The organism is Pseudomonas sp. GW531-T4 (assembly GCF_017349615.1).
Classification (GTDB): domain Bacteria; phylum Pseudomonadota; class Gammaproteobacteria; order Pseudomonadales; family Pseudomonadaceae; genus Aquipseudomonas; species Aquipseudomonas chlororaphis_I.
Map to the genome: position 1 here is coordinate 126,157 of NZ_JACMZT010000010.1, position 18,815 is coordinate 144,971.

Here is an 18,815-nt window from a genome sequence, read left to right on the forward strand (position 1 = left end):
CATGCGGCCTTGCGATGATCGGGCTCAAGTGAACCTGTAAACCGCCTACAGGTGCCTTCCCTCCTGCGAGCCTCCATGAACCACAGCATCGACCATGCCCATCGCGATTCGGATCTGTTTGGCCTGCTCTACGGCTTCGCGTTTCGCCCCGGCGAGCGGGGTCGCGAACTGGATTCGGCCAAGGCCCTGCAAGCCTTGCAACAGCCGGACGATGGCGAGGATTTTCTCTGGCTGCACCTGAACCTGGCGCATGCCGCCTGCGAACGCTGGATGCAGACCCACCTGGCGCTGCCGGAAGAATTCTTCGAGGCCTTGCACGAAGGCTCGCGCTCGACCCGCATCGAGCATGTGGACTCGGCGCTGCTAGCGGTGGTCAACGACGTGGTGTTCAACTTCGGCAGCATGGTCTCCTCGGACATCTCCACCCTGTGGGTCTGCGTGCGCAGCCGACTGATCGTCAGCGCGCGCCTGCAACCCCTGCATTCGGTGGACAAGCTGCGTTCCTCGGTCAAGGCCGGCGAACGTTTCCGCTCGCCCCTGGAACTGCTGGTGCACCTGCTGCGCGACCAGGGCGAAGTGCTGACCCAAATCGTGCGCAAGACCAGCCTCAACGTCGACCAGATCGAAGACCAGTTGCTGGCCGCGCGGATCTCCACCAACCGCGCGGAACTGGGGGCCATGCGCCGGGTGCTGGTGCGCCTGCAACGCCTGCTGGCGCTGGAGCCGGGCTCGCTGCTGCGGCTGCTCAACCGGCCGCCGCCATGGTTGCAGAAGGAGGACGTCAAGGAGCTGCGCAAGTCCACCGAGGAGTTCGCCCTGATCATCAACGACCTCACCGCCCTCGGCGAGCGGATCAAGCTGCTGCAGGAAGAGATCGCCGCCAATATCAACGAACAGACCAACCGCACCCTGTTCACCCTGACCGTGGTCACGGTGCTGGCGCTGCCGATCAACATCATCGCCGGCTTCTTCGGCATGAACGTCGGCGGCATTCCCTTCTCCAGCGACCCGGAAGGCTTCTGGATCCTCGTCGCGTTGGTCGCCACCTTCACCGTCATCGCCGGTCGCTGGGCGTTTCGCAAACGCCAGGATATGTAGTCTCTATTCCCTTAGCCGCTGCCACAGGCTGCGCAAGGTCCGCAGGACCTCCGGCGATTTCAAGGCCGCCACGGCCGGCCCAGACCGATCGCAGCCTGCGGCAGCGGCCACCGACGCCATCGCGGGCAAATCGGATCGCCGCCCGCTCGCTCCTACAGAAAAGGGGCGGCTTCTTGACCAGTGGTTAAAGGATTCACCCAAACACTGACCTGAGGCAGTCTCTCTGTAATATTTGGCAACGATCATGGGCGACACTCCTTTCTCCCACAGGATTGTCCGGCAATGGCCACCCCTTCACTGACCGCCGCCTCCCCTTCCCCCGTCCTCGAAGCCAGACCGCAGCTGGATAAAAAAGCCAGCCCCTTCACCCTCGTGGTGTTCTTCGCGATCCTCGCCATGGGCCTGTTGTTCACCGCCTACAGCCTGATGCACGACATGCACGAGCTGGGCACCACGGTCACCACCTGGACCCCGTTCCTGCTGCTTGGCGTGGCGCTGCTGATCGCCCTGGGCTTCGAATTCGTCAACGGTTTCCACGACACCGCCAACGCCGTGGCCACGGTGATCTACACCCACTCGCTGCCGCCGCATTTCGCGGTGGTCTGGTCGGGTTTCTTCAACTTTCTCGGCGTGCTGCTGTCCAGCGGCGCGGTGGCCTTCGGCATCATCGCCCTGCTGCCGGTGGAGCTGATCCTGCAGGTCGGCTCGTCGGCCGGCTTCGCCATGATCTTCGCCCTGCTGATCGCCGCCATCCTGTGGAACCTCGGCACCTGGTGGCTGGGCCTGCCGGCCTCGTCGTCCCACACCCTGATCGGCTCGATCATCGGCGTCGGCGTGGCCAACGCCCTGATGCACGGCCGCGACGGCACCAGCGGCGTGGACTGGAGCCAGGCCACCAAGGTCGGCTATGCCCTGCTGTTCTCGCCGCTGATCGGCTTCGCCTTCGCCGCCCTGCTGCTCCTGGCCCTGCGCCTGTTCGTGAAGAACCGTGCGCTGTACAAGGCGCCCAAGGGCAACACCCCGCCGCCGTGGTGGATTCGCGGCATGCTGATCGTCACCTGCACCGGCGTGTCCTTCGCCCACGGCTCCAACGACGGCCAGAAAGGCATGGGCTTGATCATGCTGATCCTGGTCGGCACCCTGCCCATGGCCTACGCACTGAACCGCACCATGCCGGCCGACCAGGCCCTGCAATTCGCCGCCGTGGCAGAAGTCACCCAACAGGCCCTGGTGAAAAGCGCCCCGCAACCGGCCCCCGCCGACCCGCGCGCGGTGCTTTCCGACTATGTGCGCAGCAAGGAAGCCACGCCGCAGCTGGTCCCGGCCCTGGCCGCCCTGACCGGTCATATCGGTGACGAAGTGAAGGGCTACGGCTCCCTGGCCAAGGTGCCGGCCGAAGCCATGGGCAACGTGCGCAACGATATGTACCTGAGCAGCGAAACCATCCGCCTGATGGACAAGAACCAGGTCGGCGACTTCGACGCCGACACCCAGGGCAAGCTGCAACTGTTCAAGCAGCAGATCGACAACGCCACGCGCTTCATTCCGCTGTGGGTGAAGATCGCCGTGGCCATCGCCCTCGGCCTGGGCACCATGGTCGGCTGGAAACGCATCGTGGTCACCGTCGGCGAGAAGATCGGCAAGACCCACCTGACCTACGCCCAGGGCGCTTCGGCGGAAACCGTGGCGATGCTGACCATCGGCGCCGCCGACATGTTCGGCCTGCCGGTGTCCACCACCCACGTATTGTCTTCAGGTGTGGCCGGGACCATGGTCGCCAACGGCGGCGGCCTGCAGATGCAGACCATCCGCAACCTGCTGATGGCCTGGGTGCTGACCCTGCCGGCGGCGATCCTGCTGTCCGGCAGCCTGTACTGGCTGTTCACCCAATTGTTCTGAACACTACCTCTCCTGGTAGGAGCGGCCGGTCGACGCTCGATTGCCCGCGATAGCGTCAGTGGTCACTACACCGTTCAAGGATTCGAAGCGGGTGGTGTCTGTCGCAGCCTTATCGCGGGCAAGCCTCGCTCCTACATGATCGGATCTCAGCTGATGGCAGGCAATCTGCCGCGGCTGCGGCTGGACAGGCCCGCCTGCAAGACAAACGCCAGCACCCCGGTCAGCGGCGCGGAAAAACTCGCCAGCCCGCCGCCGGCCCACATCAGCAACAGGCCCAGGGCGGTCCCGCCGAACCAGGCGCCCAGCCCCGCGCCGTTGAACGCCCCGACGCGCTCGATGGCCGCCACCTCGGTGCGCCCGGACAGGATCTGCGCCAGCGCCACGCCAACCCAGGCGACAACGAAGATGCCCTGGTAGGCCAGTGCCTTGAGCAGATAGGCGAACACGTCCGCCAGCATCAGCACATAGACGATCACTCCCACCGCCAGAGCCCACATCAGGTAGGAACCGCGCACGCCGAAGCGGCCGAAGAACGCCTGCATGTTCAGGGTCGCCAGGTAGTAATTGGCGGTGTTGATCCGGGTTTGCGTGGCCCAGACGAACAGCAGCCCCCACAACCCCATGAGTTGCAGGATCGCCATCACCACCGAGACTTCGTTGAGCGCGCCTTCGTGGGGAATGCTGCTGACCAGGTAGATGCCCGCCGCGCCGTTGAGCAGGAAAGTCACCGCGTAGAACGGCATGCCGAAGTTCCAGCGCCCGTGGTAGCCGGCGTCTTCAGGCTTGCCGAAACGCGCGTAGTCGAAGGTGAACAGCATCAGGATCCACACCCCCATATACGCCACGAAACAGTCCCACCAGGCAAAGGCACCGGGACTGGCCGGGCCGAAATCCAGCCACTGCGGCTGGTAGCCATAACGCGCGATCGACAGCCCCACCGCCACCAGCAGCCCGCCCAGGTACACCGGCAGCAGCACGCCGTTGAGCTTGTCCAGCCAGTGCTGCACGCTGCCCAGAACCAGCGGCACGCTGTACAACACCACCAGCAGGGCGGCCAGCGGATACACCAGCTGCGGATACAGGTGATTGAGCGCCACGGCGATCACCGAACCTTCGAACACCGCGTAGTAGATCGCCGTGGAGAAGAAGATCAGTGTCGCCAGGCAGGCCCCGCTGCTGCCGAACAGCAGCCGGGAAAACAGCGCCACCGACAACCCGCTGCGCATGGCGAAACGGCTGAGTACGCTGTTGACCAGGCCATAACAGAGCACCGACAGCAGCATGCCGATCAGCGCATTGCGGGTGCCGTGGGCCAACGCCAGGGACGCACCGACCACGATGTAGAACATGGCACTGCACACGGCCCACCAGGCCATGGTCAGCGACAGCTTGCCCATGCGCGCATCCGCGGCGACAGGGAGATTGGCCGGGTCCTGCCCGGTTTGATTCGCTTGCGATAAAGCAGCCATATGCGTGAACTCCAGGACCAGTCAAAGGTTGAAGCGCGGGCAGCCGCCACCGCACCGAAGCGCGGTGGCGACCAACCTTTTGGCATTTACCCGCGCCAGGCGGCGGGCAGAATCAGGAAGGGAACAGCTTGCTCAGACAGGCGAGCTTTTTCTTGTAGGAGCGCCGGGCCTCCAGCGCTTCTTCCAGGGTCACCGCGACGAAACGGGCCTTCTGGTTGGGTTGCATCTGCCCGATCAGGTCGAGGTCGGCGCTGATCACCGTGCCGATCATGGCGTAGCCGCCACCGGACACCGCATCGCGGTGCAGCACTATGGGTTCGAGCCCGGCGGGCACCTGGATCGAACCTATGGGGTAGCAGCTGTCGACGATGTTCGACGGATCGGAACCGGCGCCGAACGGCTGCTCCCGTGGCTGGAAGCCCAGGGCGCTGCCGCCCTTGAAGCGATAGCCGATGCGGTCGGCTTCCGAACCCACGGTCCAGGGCTCGGCAAAGAAGCTGGCCTTGGCCGCGTCGGTCAGGCGCTCGTAGTACAGACCGGGCACCACCCGCAGGCTGATCTCGCCACCCAGCGCCTGGCGCAGGGCCATGGGCAGGCTGGCTCCCGGCCGGCTCTTCGCGCTGTCGATACCCACCGGCAACTCGTCCCCCGCCACCAGCCGCCGCCCCTGGAAACCACCGAGGCCGCCCAGGGCATAGGTCGAGCGACTGCCCAGCACCAGCGGCACATCGATGCCACCGGCGACCGCCAGGTAGGCCCGGGCGCCAGCCTTGGGAAAATCGAAGCGCAGCACTTGCCCGGCCTTGACCGCAAAGGCGGTGTCCAGGTGCATGTCCACGCCATCGACCCTGGGTGTCATGTGGGCGCCACAGACCGCCACCAACGCATCGCGGGTGAATACCAGTTCCGGGCCGAGCAATGTGCACTCCAGCCCCGCCGCGCCAGCCGGGTTGCCCACCAGCTGGTTGGCCGCGCTCAGGGCGTACTGGTCCAGGGCCCCGGACGGCGGAATGCCCAGGTGGTAGTAACCTTCGCGGCCCAGGTCCTGCACCGAGGTAGCCAGGCCGGGTTTGATGACCTTGATCATGCCAGCACCTCCTGCAACGACTTGGGATAACCGACCGGGTCGGCGAGGAACGCATCCAGGGAGAACTCCACCGGACGGATGCGCAGGTCGAACCGCCCGGCCTCGACCTCGGCCACCGCCCGGTCATAGGCCTCGCGGTCCATGGGCTTGAACTGCACGATGTCGCCCGGACGGAAGAACACCATGTGTTCCTTGAAGTACGCCAGGTTCTGCTGCGGGTCGTAGATCGGCGCCGGGGTGACGCCGAACATCTGGTAGCCGCCGGCGCCGCGCACCGAGTAGATGCAGCCGAAACAGCCACCGTGGCCGAGGGTCAGCTTTGGCGTGTCGGTGCGCGGCCGCAGGTACTTGGGCACCTGCAACTGGCGCTCGCGCTCGACCATCTGGAACATGAACGGCAGGCCGGCGACGAAACCCACCATCGACACGAACCAGGGCGCGCCACTGTGGGCGGCGATAAACGCCTCGACGTCCGCCAGGCCATTGATCCGCGCCGCGTACTCCAGGTCGGTAGCGCTCGGGTCCTGGTGCCGGTCGCGAAAACGCATCAGGGTTTCATGGGTCCAGGGATCGTTGTACAGCACCGGGATCTCGATGATCCGGGTGTGCAGGGTGCGTTCGGCCACCGCCTCGGCCTCGGCCCCTTGCACGGCTTCGAGCAGTGCGTGGGGGGCAATGCGGTCGGGGTCGAAACGGATCTGGAACGAGGCGTTGGCCAGGCACACATCGAGTACGCCATCGAGCTCCAGCCGCTCCACGGCGCGGGTCACCGCCATGCCCTTGAAGAAGGCTTCCAGGGACATGCTGTCGCTGACCTCGGCGAACAGGTGCTCGTCAGCGCCGAAGCTGTAGCGGATCGCGGTGTTCATGCGGCACCTCCCATACGGCGTGCGGCCAGCCAGGTTTCCAGGGTGCCGGTATGGAAGTCGGCGTGGTGCAGCCAGGGCTCGGCGAGCAGTTCCCGGTGCAGGCCCAGGGTGCTGGCCATGCCAGTCAATGTGCAGTGTTCCAGGGCGATCCGCGCCCGGGCCAGGGCCTCGCCACGGTCGCGACCATGGACGATCAGCTTGGCCAGCAGCGAGTCATAGTACGGCGGCACGCGGTAGCCCGGGTACAAATGACTGTCGACCCGCACACCCGCCTCCTGCGGCCAGATCAGCTCCTGCACCACCCCGGGGCAGGGAAAGAAGTCCCGGGCCGGGTCTTCGGCGTTGATGCGCATCTGCAAGGCCGCGCCATTGAGGCGGATATCGCTTTGCCGCAACCCCAGCGGTTCGCCGCCGGCAATGCGCAACTGGGCCTGGACCAGGTCGATGCCGGTCACCAGCTCGCTGACCGGATGCTCGACCTGGATCCGCGTGTTCATCTCGATGAAAAAGAACTCGCCGCTGGCCTCGTCATACAGGTATTCCAGGGTACCCGCGCCCCTGTAACCGAGAGCTTCGCTGAGGCGCACGGCGCTGGCGCACAGGGTTTCCCGCTGCAGGTTGTTGAGGACCGGCGATGGCGCTTCCTCGAAGATTTTCTGCCGCCGCCGTTGCAGCGAACACTCACGCTCGAACAGGTGCACCGCGTGCTTGCCATCGCCCAGCACCTGCACTTCGATGTGCCGGGCCTTGCCGATAAAACGCTCCAGGTACAGCGCGCCATTGCCGAAGGCGGTCTGCGCCTCGCGCTGGGCACGGGGGAATTCTTCCGCCAGTTGGCTGGCGTTTTCCGCCAGGCGAATACCTCGTCCACCGCCACCGGCCGAGGCCTTGATCAGCAGCGGAAACCCCACGGCCTCGGCGGCTTGCAGGGCCATGTCGAGTTCGAACAGTTCCCCGGGCGAACCCGGCACCACCGGCACCCCGGCGGCCTGGGCAGTGCGCCGGGCTTCGGCCTTGTCGCCCATGCGGCGAATGGTGTCCGGGCTGGGCCCGACGAAGATCGCCCCCGTCGCTTCCACAGCTGCGGCGAACTCGGCGTTCTCCGAGAGAAACCCGTAGCCGGGGTGCACCGCATTGGCGCCGCTGGCCTGCAAGGCACCCAGCAACGCCTGCACGTTCAGGTAGCTCTGGTCGGCGCGGGCGGGGCCCAGCACCTGCACCTCATCGGCCAGGCGCGCAGCCATGGAGTCGACGTCCGCTTCGCTGCACGCAGCCACGGTGGGGATACCCAGGGCCTTGGCCGCGCGAATGATGCGCACGGCGATTTCGCCACGGTTGGCCACCAGCAGTTTGCTGATGGCTTGAGTGCTGATGGTTCGAGTCATGGGCCTGCCCTCACTGGTCATCAAGCGTGGCAACGACCTGACCCGGTTCCACCGGATCGCCGTCCTGTACCGCGAAGGCCGTGAGGCGACCAGCCGTCCCGGCGGTCAGTTCGGAAAACTGCTTCATGACTTCGATCAGGCCAATCACGGTGTCGGCGTCGACGCGCTCGCCAACCTCGACGAAGGGCGCCGACTCGGGCGTGGCCTTGCGATAGAAGGTGCCCGGCAAGGGGGTGATAACGGAATGTTCGGCCATGTCTGTTCCTCTTGGAATAGTTGTAGAAAGGCAGGCAAAAAATCTTCGGCGAACCCCGGCGTCTTCGCGCCTGGTGTTATGGATGAGGATCGCGGATGGACTCAACGCGGCGCACGCACCTCGATCCCGGCCTGGTCCAGGGCGGCGCGGGTGGCCTCCACCAGGCACAGGGCGCCAGGGGTGTCGCTGTGTAGGCAGATGGAGTCGAACTCGATCTCCAGGTCCTCGCCCTCCACGGTGCGCACCAGGCCTTGCTGGCAAGCGCGCACCACACGGGCGGCGACTGTGGCCGGATCGAGGGCGCGCACGTTGCGGGTGAAGACGATGGAGCCGCTGAGGTCGTATTCGCGGTCGGCGTAGAACTCGCGGATCACTGGCTGGCCCAGCTCCCTGGCGACCCGCCAGATCACCGAACCGGGCATGCAATACAGCAGCAGCCCGGGTTCCAGGACTTGCAGGTATTCAACCAACAAGCGGGCGGCTTCTTCATCCCGCGCCAGGTGCATGTAGAGCGCGCCATGGGGCTTGATGTGTTGCAGCGCCACGCCCTGGACCCGCGCCAGTTCGCGCAGGGCGCCGAGCTGATAGAGCATGTCGTCCACCAGTTCCTGGGCCGGGGCATTGATGTGCCGGCGGCCGAACCCCACCAGGTCGCGGAACCCCGGATGGGCACCGATGGCCACACCCAGACGCTTGGCCTGCTCGACGGTACGCCGCATGGTGCCGGGGTCGCCGGCATGAAAGCCGGTGGCGATATTGGCCGAGCTGATGAAGCCCATCAGCTCGTTGTCGACGCCATCGCCGATGGTCCAGGGGCCAAAGCTCTCGCCCATGTCCGAATTGAAATCCACTGCCTGCATCGCTGTTGCTCCAACTGCTCGTGACTTCGTGCAGTGGAAATTACGGCCGCCCTTGACCCCTTGGGAAGATCTATTATCAGATACGGCATCTTCTGAAAAACAGATACCGACACTCATGTAGGAGCGAGGCTTGCCCGCGATGGCGTCAGTGATCCCACCACCGGTTCAGGAGTCTGGTCCGGTGGCGTTTGTCATGATCTCATCGCGGGCAAGCCTCGCTCCTACAGAAGCCTTGAGGAATTCGTGATGTCCCTCACCCTGCGCCAGGTCCGCTACTTCGTCGCCACCGCCGAGATTGGGCAGATTTCCCAGGCGGCGATCCACCTGAACATCTCCCAGTCGGCGGTGACCACGGCAATCAAGGAACTGGAAGCCATGCTCGGCGTGCAGCTGTTCCTGCGTTCGGCCCAGGGCATGAACCTGACCGACGCCGGACGGCATTTTCTCAACCGCGCCTATGTGATCCTGCGCAGTGTCGACGATGCGCTGAACAGCCCGCTGCCAGACTACCGCGCCAGCGGCGTGCTGCACCTGGCGGCCAGCTACACGGTGATCGGCTACTTCCTGCCGCACCACCTGCAACGCCTGGAACACTGGCATCCGGACGTGACCATCGAGGTCCACGAACAGGAACGCCAGGCCATCGAACAGGGCCTGCTGGAAGGCCGCTTCGACATGGCCGTGGTGCTGACCGCCAACCTCACCCACCCGGACATCGTCTCCGAAACCCTGTTCAACTCCGAACGCCGCCTGTGGCTGCCCAGCCATCACCCACTGTGCGAGCGCGCCACCGTCAGCCTCGCCGACGTGGCGCAGGAACCCTACATCCTGCTGACCGTCGACGAAGCCGAACAGAGCGCCATGCGCTATTGGGAAAACGCCCGGCAGAAACCCCGGGTGCGGGTGCGCACCAGTTCGGTGGAGGCGGTGCGCAGCATGGTGGCCAACGGCAGCGGCGTGGCGATCCTCTCGGACCTGGTGCACCGCCCCTGGTCGCTGGAAGGCAAACGCATCGAAACCCTGAGCGTGAGCGACCCGGTGACACCCATGAGCGTCGGCCTGGCCTGGCATCACGAACGGGCGTTCACCCCGGCGATGCAGGCGTTTCGCGACTACTTCCACGACGCCTTCCTTGCGCCGCAGCAGCTGTCGGCACGGCGTTAAGCCGCGCCAAAACGCCAGGAGCGAGCGGGATCGCGATGAGGTACGCGGTACATTCGATCGACCGCGTTACGTGCATCGCGAGCCCGCTCGCTCCTACAGGGGATGGGTGTCAGGAACAGCGCGTGGCCGGGTTCTGCGCCCAGCGTTTGGCGGTGCCGGCAATGCGTTTGGCCAGTTCGCCGATGGCCCGCTGATGGGCCTGGACCAGGCTCGACAGCTCGACGCTGGCCGGCTGGCTGATGCGGCTGCTGCAGGTCAGGCTGCGGCGCTCGACGCCGTCACCGCGCAGGCGCAGGTTCCACACCACGTCGATCAGCGCATAACGCCCCGGCACCGATTCGAAGCGGCGCACATCGGTCTGCAGCGACAGGATCGGCTGCCCCGCCGACTTGGGCAGGCCTTCCAGGTTGCGCGTGCCCAGTTGCTGCTCCATCTGGCTGGCCAAGGCGTCATGGAACTCGTCCACCAGCGGCGCGCTCCAGCGCGCGGTTTCCAGAATCGCCAGGGTGCCGCCGTCCTGGCGTACCACGACTTGCGGCTGGTCGACCTGCATCGGAATGCGCACCCCGGCCATCTCGAACTGCAGGGCCGGCGCCGCGACGCCAGCAGGCGCCGGCTCGGGCGCCGGCGGCATCAGGGTGTAGTAGTGGGTCGGCGCCGAGCTGCAGGCCGCCAGGCCCAGGGACGCGATCAGCAACGCGAGAGTTTTTTTCATGGCTGGACTTCCGATTCAGGCTCACGAGAAGACGAGGTCGAGGATTTGTAGGCGTCCGGCTGGTTGTCCTTGAGCCGCCCACGGATCAGTGCTTCGGGATGACGGCTGAGGAAATCGGTAAGCACCCGTACCGAACGGGCGGTGCGCTGCACTTCGTCCATCGCCTGGCCCAGTTGCAGGCGCTGCGGCGAGTCCTCGGCGAAGCTGTCGTTGGCCGTGGTCAGGGTTTTCTTGGTCTGTTCCAGGGTGTTGCGCATTTCTGGCAGCACCTTGCCGTTGACGTTCTCCAGGGTCTTCTGCATCTCGGTCAGGCTGCCATTGAGGTTGTTGGCGATGGCATCGATCGGCAATTTGCTGATCTTCTCCACCACTCGCTGCAACTGCTCCTGCAGCTTGTCGAGCCCGCCCGGTACGGTAGGGATTTCCAACGGCCGCGCGGTCGGATCGAAAGCCACCGGCTTGGCGTTGGGGATGAAGTCCATGGAAATGAGCAGTTGCCCGGTCAGCAGGTTGCCGCTGCGCGCCTGGGCCCGCAGGCCATGCTGGACGAAGGTACTGATCAGGTAGCCGGCGCGGCTTTCGTCGGCACCGCTGAGCTTCTCCAGTTGCTGATGGACCTTGCCCAGCCGCGCCGGGTAGATCACCACGCCGACCAGGGTCGAGAAACTCTTTTTCTGCTCGTCGTAATCCAGGTCCATCGACACCACCCGGCCGATGTTCACCCCGAGGAACTCCACCGGCGCATTGAGCGCCAGCCCGCGCAGGGTCTGGTCGAAACGCATGCGCATGTAATACGGGTCGCCATCGGGCGGCGCCAGTGCGGTGTCCGGGTCGGCGAACAGCTGGTAGCTGGCGTTTTCCTCGGCCGGCTTGGCGTTGGGGCTGTACTTGGGTTCGACGAAGGCAATGCCGCCGGCGAGGATCGACGAGATGGATTCGGTGTTGACCTTCAGGCCGTTGGCGCCCAGGGTCACGTCCACGCCGCTGGCGTTCCAGAAGCGTGAGTCGGTGGTGACGAACTGGTCGTTGGGCGCGTTGACGAAGATCCGCACGTCCACGCCCTTGCCGTTTTCCGACAGTTTGTAGGAAATCACCTGGCCCACTTCGATGCGCCGGTAATAGACCGGCGAACCGACGTCCAGCGAACCCAGGTCATCGGTGCGCAGGGTAAAGCGCTTGCCCTTTTGCCCGTAAGTCACCGGTGGTGGCGTTTCCAGGCCGACGAAGCTTTTCTTGCGCTTCTCTTCCCGGCCGGCGTCGGCGCCGATAAAGGCCCCCGACAGCAGGGTGTCGACCCCGGACACACCGCCGGCGCCAATGCGCGGGCGCACCACCCAGAACATCGAGTCGGCGGCGGTGAAGGACTCCGCCGACTGGTCCAGCTCGACCTTGGCGATCACCTTGCTGCGGTTCTTGCTCAGGGCGATGGAGGTGACCTTGCCGATCACCACGTTCTTGTATTTGACCTGGGTCTTGTTGGCTTCCAGGCCTTCGGCGGTCTGGAAGCTGATGGAGATCTCGGGCCCGGCCGACAGCGACTTGTGCACCAGCATCGACAGGCCGACCAGGGCCGCGACTATGGGCACGATCCACACCAGCGAAACATTGAACCGGCGCGTCCTGACCGCGGGGGTGCCCGGCCTCGCTGGCGCGCTTGAAGCGTTGGAACCTGGATGATCAGACATCTTCAACCTCTACATCCCAGATGAGCCGGGGATCGAAACTCATGGCCGCGAACATCGTCAGGACCACGACCAAACCAAAGAACAGGATGCCCATGCGTGGCTCGATCGAGCTCAGGGCGTGGAATTGCACCAGCGCCGCCACCAGGGCGACCACCAGCACATCGAGCATCGACCAGTAGCCGATCACCTCGATAAAACGGTACAGCTTGGCGCGCTCGCGCATCGCCCAATGGCTGCGGCGCTGACAGGTGATCAGCAGCATCCCCAGGACGAAGAACTTGATGCACGGCACCACCACGCTGGCGATGAAGATCAGCAGGGCAATGTCCCAGGAGCCGTGCTGCCAGAACTCCAGCACGCCACTGAGAATAGTGTTTTCGCTGCCGCTGCCGAAGATCTGGGTATACATCACCGGCAGCACATTGGCCGGGATGTAGAAAATCAGGCTGGCCACCAGGAAGGCCCAGGTGCGGCTCAGGCTGTTGGGTTTGCGCGCATGCACCACCGCCTCGCAGCGCGGGCAGTAGTGAACGTCCTGCGGGCAGGTCTGGCCGCAGGTGTGGCACAGCATCAGGCCCAGGTTGCGGGCGTAGGGAGGCTGGCTCATCAGTAACGGCCCTCCAGGTCGGTCCAGAGGCGGCGGATGCCCTTGCCGGAAATCAGGATGATCAGCACCGTCAGCATCGCCAGCGACCACAACCCCAGGCCCGGGTGCACGTCGAGCATGCCGGCCAGCTTGACGATGGCCACCAGGATGCCCAGCAGGCACACCTCCAGCATGCTCCACGGCCGCAGGTGCTCCAGGGCACGCATGCAGGCCTTGAAGCCCGGCGCCGCGCGCCCGATGTTGGCGAACCCCAGCACCCAGCAGAGCAAGGCGATCTGCAGGCCGGGCGCAAGGATGATGGCCAGGCCGGTGACGGCGGCGATCAGGCTGATGCGGCCCTGGGCCAGGGCTTCGACCGACTGCCAGAGGGTGGCTTCGTTGCTCAGGCCTTCGAGGCTGATGCCGATCACCGGGAAGGCGTTGGCAAACACGAACAGCAGCGCTGCGGTGATCGACAGGGCCAGCAACTGCTGCACGTTCAGATGTTGGGCGCGCTCCAGCACCGCCCCGCAGCGCGAGCACTGGGAGGTCTGGCCTTTTGCAAGCGGCACGGATTCGTACAGCGAATCGCAATGCTCGCAGATGATCCAGTTGGGAGAGAGTGTCATGGTCTTCGAGTCAGGTGGGACAGCGGAGGGCGCTGATCCATGGCGCGTATTCTCTGCAAAAGTAGAGGATGGTGTCTAGTTTTACCTGAGGACTGCAAACGCTCTGGTGCGCCATAATGTATGCTCCTTGCCGCCTCTCAGACCATGAACGATTCAAAAATGCTCCCGGCCAAAAACCCGCGCTCGCCGAAACAGACTCGTGGCCATGAACGGGTCACGGCGATTCTCGACGCCTGCGCCCACCTGCTGGTCAGCCAGGGAGTGGCCAGCCTGACCATGCATGGCATCGCGCGCGAAGCCGGCACCTCCATCGGTTCGCTGTACCACTTCTTCAGCGACAAGCAGAGCGTGCTCGACGCCCTGGGCCAGCGCCATATCGACGCCATCGACCAGATCACCGCCAACCTCCTGGCCATCGACCCGGCCACCTGGGTCGAGTTGAGCAGCCAGGAGGTGATCGATCGGATGATCATGCCGATCATGGAATACCTCGAGACCCACCCCGACCTGCTGCAGATGATCAGCCCCACCTTCGCCCCAGGCCAGCTCCAGGCCCCGGACGTTCATGCACGGATCCAGGAAACCTACGACCGCATGCTCGCCCTGCGCCTGCCCACCGCCAGCGCCACGGAACGCGACGCCTACGTGACGGCCATGCGCGGATTGCCCATCGGCCTGTTCCAGGTTGCTCTGGAGAATAGTCAGCTCAAGAGCATTCTGCTGCTGCAGGAAGTGCCCAGGGCGATGAAGGCCTACCTCGAGGCCATCGAACGGCACCACGCCGCCCGCTGACCCCTGCTGTTTTCAACTGGCGCGATCGAGCGGGCGACGCAGCATCAACCGCTCCCGCACCAGGTCGTAACCCCAGTGATAGACATAGGTGTACGGCAGGAAGAACAGCAGCACGCCGAGGTCGAGAATCAGCGCCTGCATCAGGCTGACCTGCAGCCACCAGGCAATCAGCGGCACGCTCACCGCCACCAGGCCGCCCTCGAACAGCAGCGCGTGGGCGACCCGGGTCCAGCCGCTGGGCGCCAGGGCCAGGCGCTTGAGCAGGCGGTCGAACAGGCCATTGAAGACCACGTTCCAGGCCAGGGCGATCAGGCCGATGGCGATGGTCGCCACGCCCATGTCGACAAAGGGCTTGTCCATGATCCAGGCCAGCAGCGGCGTACACAGCGCGAACGCCAGCAACTCGAAGCCCACAGCCTGGAAAACGCGTTCGGTCAAGGATTTGGTGCTGCTCATGATCCGGCTCCCGCCAGTGAATGTGGTTGCCATGATCACCTCCCCTCCCGATACTTCATAATCAGTAACCATCGATCAAGGCGATAGTTCATGGCCTCACACGAAGTACTGCTGGCCTTTGTCCAGGCGGCCACCCAAGGCTCGTTTTCCGCCGCCGCGCGCAAGCTCGGCAAGAGCCAGTCGACCATCAGCGCGGCGGTGGCGAGCCTGGAGATCGACCTCGACCTGCAACTGTTCGACCGCAGCAGCCGCAAGCCCACCCTCACCCCGCAAGGCCACGTCATGCTGCAACGGGCCGAGGACATCCTGGCCGCCACCAGCCGCCTGGAAATGGCCGCCAGCCAACTGGCCCAAGGCGTGGAAGCCAAGCTCACGGTGGCCCTGTCCGACACCTATCAGTCGGATCGTTTCGAAACCTCGCTGAGCGCCTTCGAGCAGCGCTACCCGGACCTGGAGCTGGAATGCCTGATCGCCGAATGCGACGACCTGATCGAGCTGGTCCAGCGCGGCCGGGCGCAGATCGCCTTCGCCGAAATGCAGCCCGACTACCCGGCGGACCTCGACCATGCGACGGTGGACGAGCGCACGGAAATCGCCCTGTTCGTATCGCGCAATCACCCTTTGGCGGCCCTGCAACATATCGACCAGGCCCGGCTGCAACAGCACCGCGAACTGCGCCTGGCGACCATCGTCAATCCCTACGACAGCCGGGCCAAGGGCCGGGTATGGTCGGCGCCGAGCTACCTGATGCTGTTGGAAATGGCCCAGGGCGGTTTTGGCTGGGCGCCCCTGCCGCGTTGGCTGGTGGAACGTTTCGGCGCCGGCAGCCTGGTGGAGCTCGATGCCCGCGGCTGGCCGCGTAACGTGGCGGTCGATGCCCTGTGGTCGCGCCTGCACCCGCCTGGCCCGGCGGGCAGCTGGTTGCTGGGGCGGATGCTGGAATAGTCGCGACGATCGGCTGGAACGGCTGCGGCGTATTCGAAATCGCCGAAGGCCTTCGGCCTTATCGCAGCCTGCGGCAGCGGCTACAGGGTTCGCCAGGATTCAACTCAGAGGGTTTTCAGTGCTTCGAGCCTGTTCTCGATAAAGCGCCGCTCCGGCTCCTGGCGAGTCAGTTCCAGGGCCCGCAGATAGGCTTCCCGCGCCGGTTCGATGCGGCCCAATTGCCGGCAGAACTCAGCCCGCGCCGAATGGGCCAGGTGGTAATCCTGCAACTCGCCCCGGGCCAGGATCGCCTCGACCCGCTCCAGGCCGGCCAGCGGCCCGTCCCGCTGGGCGATGGCGGCCGCGCGGTTCAATTCGATCACTGGCGAGGGCATGGCACGCAACAACACGTCATACAGGCCAATGATCTGCTGCCAGTCGGTTTCCCCGGCCGTCGCCGCCTCGGCATGCACCGCGGCGATTGCCGCTTGCAGGCAGTACGGGCCGAAACGCCGGGTGCCCAGGGCGTGCTCCACCAGGGCACAGCCCTCGGCGATCAGTTCGCGGTCCCACAGCGAGCGGTCCTGTTCGTCCAGCAGCACCAGCTCCCCGGTGGCCGAGGTTCGCGCCCGGCGCCGCGACTCATGCAGCAGCATCAAGGCCAGCAAACCCATCACTTCCGGTTCCGGCAGCAGCTCCAGCAACAGGCGCCCGAGGCGGATCGCCTCATGGGTCAGGTCCTCGCGGGTCAGCTCGGCGCCCATCGATGCCGAATAGCCTTCGTTGAACACCAGGTAAATCACCCGCAACACGCTGTCCAGGCGCTCGGGCAGCTCGCCCAGGGACGGCACCTGATAAGGGATGTGCGCATCGCGGATCTTGGCCTTGGCGCGCACGATGCGCTGGGCGATGGTGGCCGGCGTCGAGAGAAAGGCGCGGGCGATTTCCTCGGTGGTCAGGTCGCAGATTTCCCGCAACGTCAGCGGCACCTGGGCGTCCGCCGCCAGCGCCGGGTGGCAGCAGGTGAAGATCAGGCGCAAGCGGTCGTCTTCCAGGTCCTCCTCGCTCCAGTCAGCCTGCTCCAGCTCTTCGAGCTGGCTGACCAGCGTCGCCTGGGACGCGGCGAACCGCGCCCGCCGGCGCAAACCGTCGATGGCCTTGAAACGCCCGGCCGACACCAGCCAGGCCCGCGGATTGTCCGGCACGCCGTCGCGCTGCCAGCGCTCGACCGCGACGAAAAACGCCTCGTGCAAGGCTTCTTCGGCGAGGTCGAAATCCCCCAGCAGGCGGATCAGGGTCGCCAGGATCCGCCGCGACTCGTTGCGGTAGACCCGCTCCACCAGCGCCTTGACGCTGTCTTGCGCGGCCGCCGGCATCAGTCCGGCATGCCTCGGGTCACCAGGCTTTCCAGGCGATCCAGGCTCTGCCCCCAGCCCTCGTGGAAACCCATGGCTTCATGGGCCTGCCGGTCCTCTTCGCTCCAGTGCATGGCGCGGGCGGTGTAGAGGGTCTTGCCATCCAGGTCGTCGAAGGTCACCTCGGCGCTCATGAAGGCCTTGCCCGAAGGAATCCAGCCCGGCAGGAAGGCGTCGGTGAACACCAGCCGCCGCGGCGCATCTATCTCCAGGAACACGCCCATGGTCGGGTATTCGTTGCCATCCGGGGCGCGCATCAGGGTGCGAAACTGGCCGCCGACCCACAGGTCCATTTCACACTCGGGGGTGGTCATGCCGTGGGGGCCCCACCATTGCACCAGCAACTGCGGTTCGGTCCAGGCGCGGAACAGCTTGCCGGGCGGCGCATCGATCAGGCGACTGATGGACAACTCATATTGGGCGGGCGCAGGGCCCAGGCTGCGGTCGGTCATTGCGAAACTCCTGCTTATGATTGTTTTCAGAGCTCGTTTTCCAAGGTGGCGATCAGGGATTCAACTCGCGCACCGGGCGCACCTCGACGCTGCCGACCCGGGCCGCCGGGATGTTGCCGGCGACCTGGATGGCTTCGTTGAGGTCCTTGGCATCGATCAGGTAGAACCCGGCCAACTGTTCCTTGGTTTCGGCGAACGGGCCGTCGGTGATCGACAGCCGGCCGCCGCGCATGCGCACCGTGGTCGCGGTCTGCACCGACTCCAGGGCCTCGGCGGCGAGCATCCGGCCGCTGCCCTGCACCGACTCGGCGTAGGCCATGCACTCGGCGTCCTTCGGGCTCTCCGGCAGGCTGTGCAACAGCTGTTCGTCGCTGTAGACCAGGCATAGGTATTTCATGGGGCTCTCCTCGATCGAGCTGATCAACTATGGCTGCAGTTTCAGGCTTTGGCGAAAAACCCGACGATCAGGGTTGCAGGTCGAACAATGCGGTGCCGCTCATCATGTCGAAGGGTGCCGACCAGTGTTCGTGGACCACTTTCCACTGCCCACCAATACGCTGGTAACCCGCGGTCACGCGCATCCAGCAGGCCTTGGTCTCGCCCTTGTCGTCGGTGCCGCCACAGTGGGCCAGCCAGTGGGCGAAAGCGATGTCGTTGGCGCCGACTATGTGCAGTTGCTCGAAGTCGAAGATGCCAGGGCCGGGGCAGACTTCCATGCAGGCCTTCCAGTGCGCGCGGTAGGCTTCCTTGCCCTTGAATTGCAACGCGGTCACGGCGTCGAACGAAGTGATGTCGTCGGCGTAGTAGCTGACGATGCGGTCGATGTCCTTGGCCATCACGGCCTGGCGCCAGGCGTCGATCAGGCTGCGGATTTCGCTTTCGGTGGTTTGGGCGTTCATGGCAGTTCTCCTTGCGATTGAGTGACACGGGCTCAGGGTGGCCGCCGCAGGGCGACCGTTAAATCGTGAAGACACCCTTAGTCGTCTGGCCGCCGGGCAAATCGACAGGGCCAGGAAAAAAAACCGGGACCCCGGGCAAAATCGCTAGAATCGCCACTCCCGCAGCCCACCCTCA

General features: G+C 65.2%; 20 protein-coding genes. 5 read left to right on the plus strand and 15 right to left on the minus strand.

Annotated elements, in window-relative coordinates; translation table 11 throughout:
* Positions 1-75 precede the first annotated feature (75 nt).
* Together J4D28_RS10845 and J4D28_RS10850 are read left to right on the plus strand one after the other, a co-directional pair.
* Positions 76-1,098 carry a transporter gene (locus tag J4D28_RS10845; protein ID WP_103330929.1) on the plus strand — a complete coding sequence of 341 codons (1,023 nt, stop codon included), beginning with the start codon at positions 76-78 and terminating at the stop codon, positions 1,096-1,098.
* A gap of 282 nt (positions 1,099-1,380) precedes the next feature.
* Positions 1,381-2,997, plus strand: coding sequence for an inorganic phosphate transporter (locus J4D28_RS10850; protein WP_081360068.1), 1,617 nt, complete (start codon positions 1,381-1,383; stop codon positions 2,995-2,997).
* Positions 2,998-3,143: 146 nt separating this feature from the next.
* Here J4D28_RS10850 and J4D28_RS10855 read toward each other — a convergent pair whose 3' ends face one another.
* The 6 genes from J4D28_RS10855 to J4D28_RS10880 form a co-directional block, all read right to left on the minus strand.
* Entirely contained in the window at positions 3,144-4,466 is a 1,323-nt protein-coding gene (locus J4D28_RS10855) for a cytosine permease (protein ID WP_103330930.1), read from the minus strand.
* A 112-nt stretch (positions 4,467-4,578) separates the two neighbouring features.
* Positions 4,579-5,553: a biotin-dependent carboxyltransferase family protein gene (locus J4D28_RS10860; RefSeq protein WP_041984580.1), complete on the minus strand. Its 975-nt coding sequence runs from the start codon at positions 5,551-5,553 to the stop codon at positions 4,579-4,581.
* Positions 5,550-6,422 carry an allophanate hydrolase subunit 1 gene (locus J4D28_RS10865; protein ID WP_103330931.1) on the minus strand — a complete coding sequence of 291 codons (873 nt, stop codon included), beginning with the start codon at positions 6,420-6,422 and terminating at the stop codon, positions 5,550-5,552. The genes J4D28_RS10860 and J4D28_RS10865 overlap by 4 nt, the downstream gene beginning before the upstream one ends.
* On the minus strand, positions 6,419-7,807 hold the full coding sequence (locus tag J4D28_RS10870; protein WP_103330932.1) for an acetyl-CoA carboxylase biotin carboxylase subunit: 1,389 nt from the start codon (positions 7,805-7,807) through the stop codon (positions 6,419-6,421). Before J4D28_RS10870 ends, J4D28_RS10865 begins: the two co-directional genes overlap by 4 nt.
* A gap of 10 nt (positions 7,808-7,817) precedes the next feature.
* Positions 7,818-8,063 (minus strand): acetyl-CoA carboxylase, encoded by a 246-nt coding sequence (locus tag J4D28_RS10875; RefSeq protein ID WP_016703886.1) that lies wholly within the window; start codon positions 8,061-8,063, stop codon positions 7,818-7,820.
* A 101-nt stretch (positions 8,064-8,164) separates the two neighbouring features.
* The gene (locus J4D28_RS10880) at positions 8,165-8,923 is read right to left on the minus strand and encodes a 5-oxoprolinase subunit PxpA (protein WP_101283226.1); all 759 of its coding nucleotides are present in this window, start codon (positions 8,921-8,923) and stop codon (positions 8,165-8,167) included.
* A 246-nt stretch (positions 8,924-9,169) separates the two neighbouring features.
* Between J4D28_RS10880 and J4D28_RS10885 the strand changes: the two genes are divergently transcribed.
* The gene (locus J4D28_RS10885) at positions 9,170-10,087 is read left to right on the plus strand and encodes a LysR family transcriptional regulator (RefSeq protein ID WP_103330933.1); all 918 of its coding nucleotides are present in this window, start codon (positions 9,170-9,172) and stop codon (positions 10,085-10,087) included.
* Positions 10,088-10,196: 109 nt separating this feature from the next.
* Here J4D28_RS10885 and J4D28_RS10890 read toward each other — a convergent pair whose 3' ends face one another.
* From J4D28_RS10890 to J4D28_RS10905, 4 genes are read right to left on the minus strand one after another with little or no spacing between them, the layout of a single operon-like run.
* Positions 10,197-10,802: a membrane integrity-associated transporter subunit PqiC gene (locus J4D28_RS10890; protein WP_016703883.1), complete on the minus strand. Its 606-nt coding sequence runs from the start codon at positions 10,800-10,802 to the stop codon at positions 10,197-10,199.
* Positions 10,799-12,487: an intermembrane transport protein PqiB gene (locus tag J4D28_RS10895; RefSeq protein WP_039968145.1), complete on the minus strand. Its 1,689-nt coding sequence runs from the start codon at positions 12,485-12,487 to the stop codon at positions 10,799-10,801. Before J4D28_RS10895 ends, J4D28_RS10890 begins: the two co-directional genes overlap by 4 nt.
* Positions 12,480-13,094 carry a paraquat-inducible protein A gene (locus J4D28_RS10900; RefSeq protein WP_103330934.1) on the minus strand — a complete coding sequence of 205 codons (615 nt, stop codon included), beginning with the start codon at positions 13,092-13,094 and terminating at the stop codon, positions 12,480-12,482. Before J4D28_RS10900 ends, J4D28_RS10895 begins: the two co-directional genes overlap by 8 nt.
* Positions 13,094-13,702, minus strand: a complete 609-nt coding sequence (locus J4D28_RS10905; RefSeq protein WP_009050359.1) for a paraquat-inducible protein A — start codon at positions 13,700-13,702, stop codon at positions 13,094-13,096. Before J4D28_RS10905 ends, J4D28_RS10900 begins: the two co-directional genes overlap by 1 nt.
* Positions 13,703-13,846: 144 nt before the next feature.
* On the opposite strand from J4D28_RS10905, the gene J4D28_RS10910 reads away from it, so the two are divergent.
* Positions 13,847-14,494: a TetR/AcrR family transcriptional regulator gene (locus J4D28_RS10910; protein ID WP_028683195.1), complete on the plus strand. Its 648-nt coding sequence runs from the start codon at positions 13,847-13,849 to the stop codon at positions 14,492-14,494.
* 12 nt (positions 14,495-14,506) lie between these two features.
* Here the strand turns inward: J4D28_RS10910 and J4D28_RS10915 are convergent, their stop codons facing one another.
* Positions 14,507-14,950 carry a multidrug/biocide efflux PACE transporter gene (locus tag J4D28_RS10915; RefSeq protein ID WP_038634379.1) on the minus strand — a complete coding sequence of 148 codons (444 nt, stop codon included), beginning with the start codon at positions 14,948-14,950 and terminating at the stop codon, positions 14,507-14,509.
* Between the two features lie 90 nt (positions 14,951-15,040).
* Here J4D28_RS10915 and J4D28_RS10920 point away from each other — a divergent pair, with 90 nt between their 5' ends.
* Positions 15,041-15,895 (plus strand): LysR family transcriptional regulator, encoded by an 855-nt coding sequence (locus J4D28_RS10920; RefSeq protein WP_081360064.1) that lies wholly within the window; start codon positions 15,041-15,043, stop codon positions 15,893-15,895.
* A gap of 104 nt (positions 15,896-15,999) precedes the next feature.
* On the opposite strand, the gene J4D28_RS10925 is transcribed toward J4D28_RS10920, so the two are convergent.
* From J4D28_RS10925 to J4D28_RS10940, 4 genes are all read right to left on the minus strand, one after another.
* Positions 16,000-17,250: an RNA polymerase sigma factor gene (locus J4D28_RS10925; protein ID WP_103330935.1), complete on the minus strand. Its 1,251-nt coding sequence runs from the start codon at positions 17,248-17,250 to the stop codon at positions 16,000-16,002.
* On the minus strand, positions 17,250-17,741 hold the full coding sequence (locus J4D28_RS10930; protein WP_009050364.1) for an SRPBCC family protein: 492 nt from the start codon (positions 17,739-17,741) through the stop codon (positions 17,250-17,252). The genes J4D28_RS10925 and J4D28_RS10930 overlap by 1 nt, the downstream gene beginning before the upstream one ends.
* A gap of 52 nt (positions 17,742-17,793) precedes the next feature.
* Positions 17,794-18,138, minus strand: coding sequence for a YciI family protein (locus J4D28_RS10935; RefSeq protein ID WP_007925146.1), 345 nt, complete (start codon positions 18,136-18,138; stop codon positions 17,794-17,796).
* Between the two features lie 67 nt (positions 18,139-18,205).
* Positions 18,206-18,640 (minus strand): nuclear transport factor 2 family protein, encoded by a 435-nt coding sequence (locus J4D28_RS10940; RefSeq protein ID WP_103330936.1) that lies wholly within the window; start codon positions 18,638-18,640, stop codon positions 18,206-18,208.
* Positions 18,641-18,815 lie beyond the last annotated feature (175 nt).

Coding starts and splice junctions, on each gene's coding strand:
- J4D28_RS10845 (WP_103330929.1), top strand. CDS start 76: ATGAACCACAGCATCGACCATGCCCATCGCGATTCGGATCTGTTTGGC.
- J4D28_RS10850 (WP_081360068.1), top strand. CDS start 1,381: ATGGCCACCCCTTCACTGACCGCCGCCTCCCCTTCCCCCGTCCTCGAA.
- J4D28_RS10855 (WP_103330930.1), bottom strand. CDS start 4,466: ATGGCTGCTTTATCGCAAGCGAATCAAACCGGGCAGGACCCGGCCAAT.
- J4D28_RS10860 (WP_041984580.1), bottom strand. CDS start 5,553: ATGATCAAGGTCATCAAACCCGGCCTGGCTACCTCGGTGCAGGACCTG.
- J4D28_RS10865 (WP_103330931.1), bottom strand. CDS start 6,422: ATGAACACCGCGATCCGCTACAGCTTCGGCGCTGACGAGCACCTGTTC.
- J4D28_RS10870 (WP_103330932.1), bottom strand. CDS start 7,807: ATGACTCGAACCATCAGCACTCAAGCCATCAGCAAACTGCTGGTGGCC.
- J4D28_RS10875 (WP_016703886.1), bottom strand. CDS start 8,063: ATGGCCGAACATTCCGTTATCACCCCCTTGCCGGGCACCTTCTATCGC.
- J4D28_RS10880 (WP_101283226.1), bottom strand. CDS start 8,923: ATGCAGGCAGTGGATTTCAATTCGGACATGGGCGAGAGCTTTGGCCCC.
- J4D28_RS10885 (WP_103330933.1), top strand. CDS start 9,170: ATGTCCCTCACCCTGCGCCAGGTCCGCTACTTCGTCGCCACCGCCGAG.
- J4D28_RS10890 (WP_016703883.1), bottom strand. CDS start 10,802: ATGAAAAAAACTCTCGCGTTGCTGATCGCGTCCCTGGGCCTGGCGGCC.
- J4D28_RS10895 (WP_039968145.1), bottom strand. CDS start 12,487: ATGTCTGATCATCCAGGTTCCAACGCTTCAAGCGCGCCAGCGAGGCCG.
- J4D28_RS10900 (WP_103330934.1), bottom strand. CDS start 13,094: ATGAGCCAGCCTCCCTACGCCCGCAACCTGGGCCTGATGCTGTGCCAC.
- J4D28_RS10905 (WP_009050359.1), bottom strand. CDS start 13,702: ATGACACTCTCTCCCAACTGGATCATCTGCGAGCATTGCGATTCGCTG.
- J4D28_RS10910 (WP_028683195.1), top strand. CDS start 13,847: ATGAACGATTCAAAAATGCTCCCGGCCAAAAACCCGCGCTCGCCGAAA.
- J4D28_RS10915 (WP_038634379.1), bottom strand. CDS start 14,950: ATGAGCAGCACCAAATCCTTGACCGAACGCGTTTTCCAGGCTGTGGGC.
- J4D28_RS10920 (WP_081360064.1), top strand. CDS start 15,041: ATGGCCTCACACGAAGTACTGCTGGCCTTTGTCCAGGCGGCCACCCAA.
- J4D28_RS10925 (WP_103330935.1), bottom strand. CDS start 17,250: ATGCCGGCGGCCGCGCAAGACAGCGTCAAGGCGCTGGTGGAGCGGGTC.
- J4D28_RS10930 (WP_009050364.1), bottom strand. CDS start 17,741: ATGACCGACCGCAGCCTGGGCCCTGCGCCCGCCCAATATGAGTTGTCC.
- J4D28_RS10935 (WP_007925146.1), bottom strand. CDS start 18,138: ATGAAATACCTATGCCTGGTCTACAGCGACGAACAGCTGTTGCACAGC.
- J4D28_RS10940 (WP_103330936.1), bottom strand. CDS start 18,640: ATGAACGCCCAAACCACCGAAAGCGAAATCCGCAGCCTGATCGACGCC.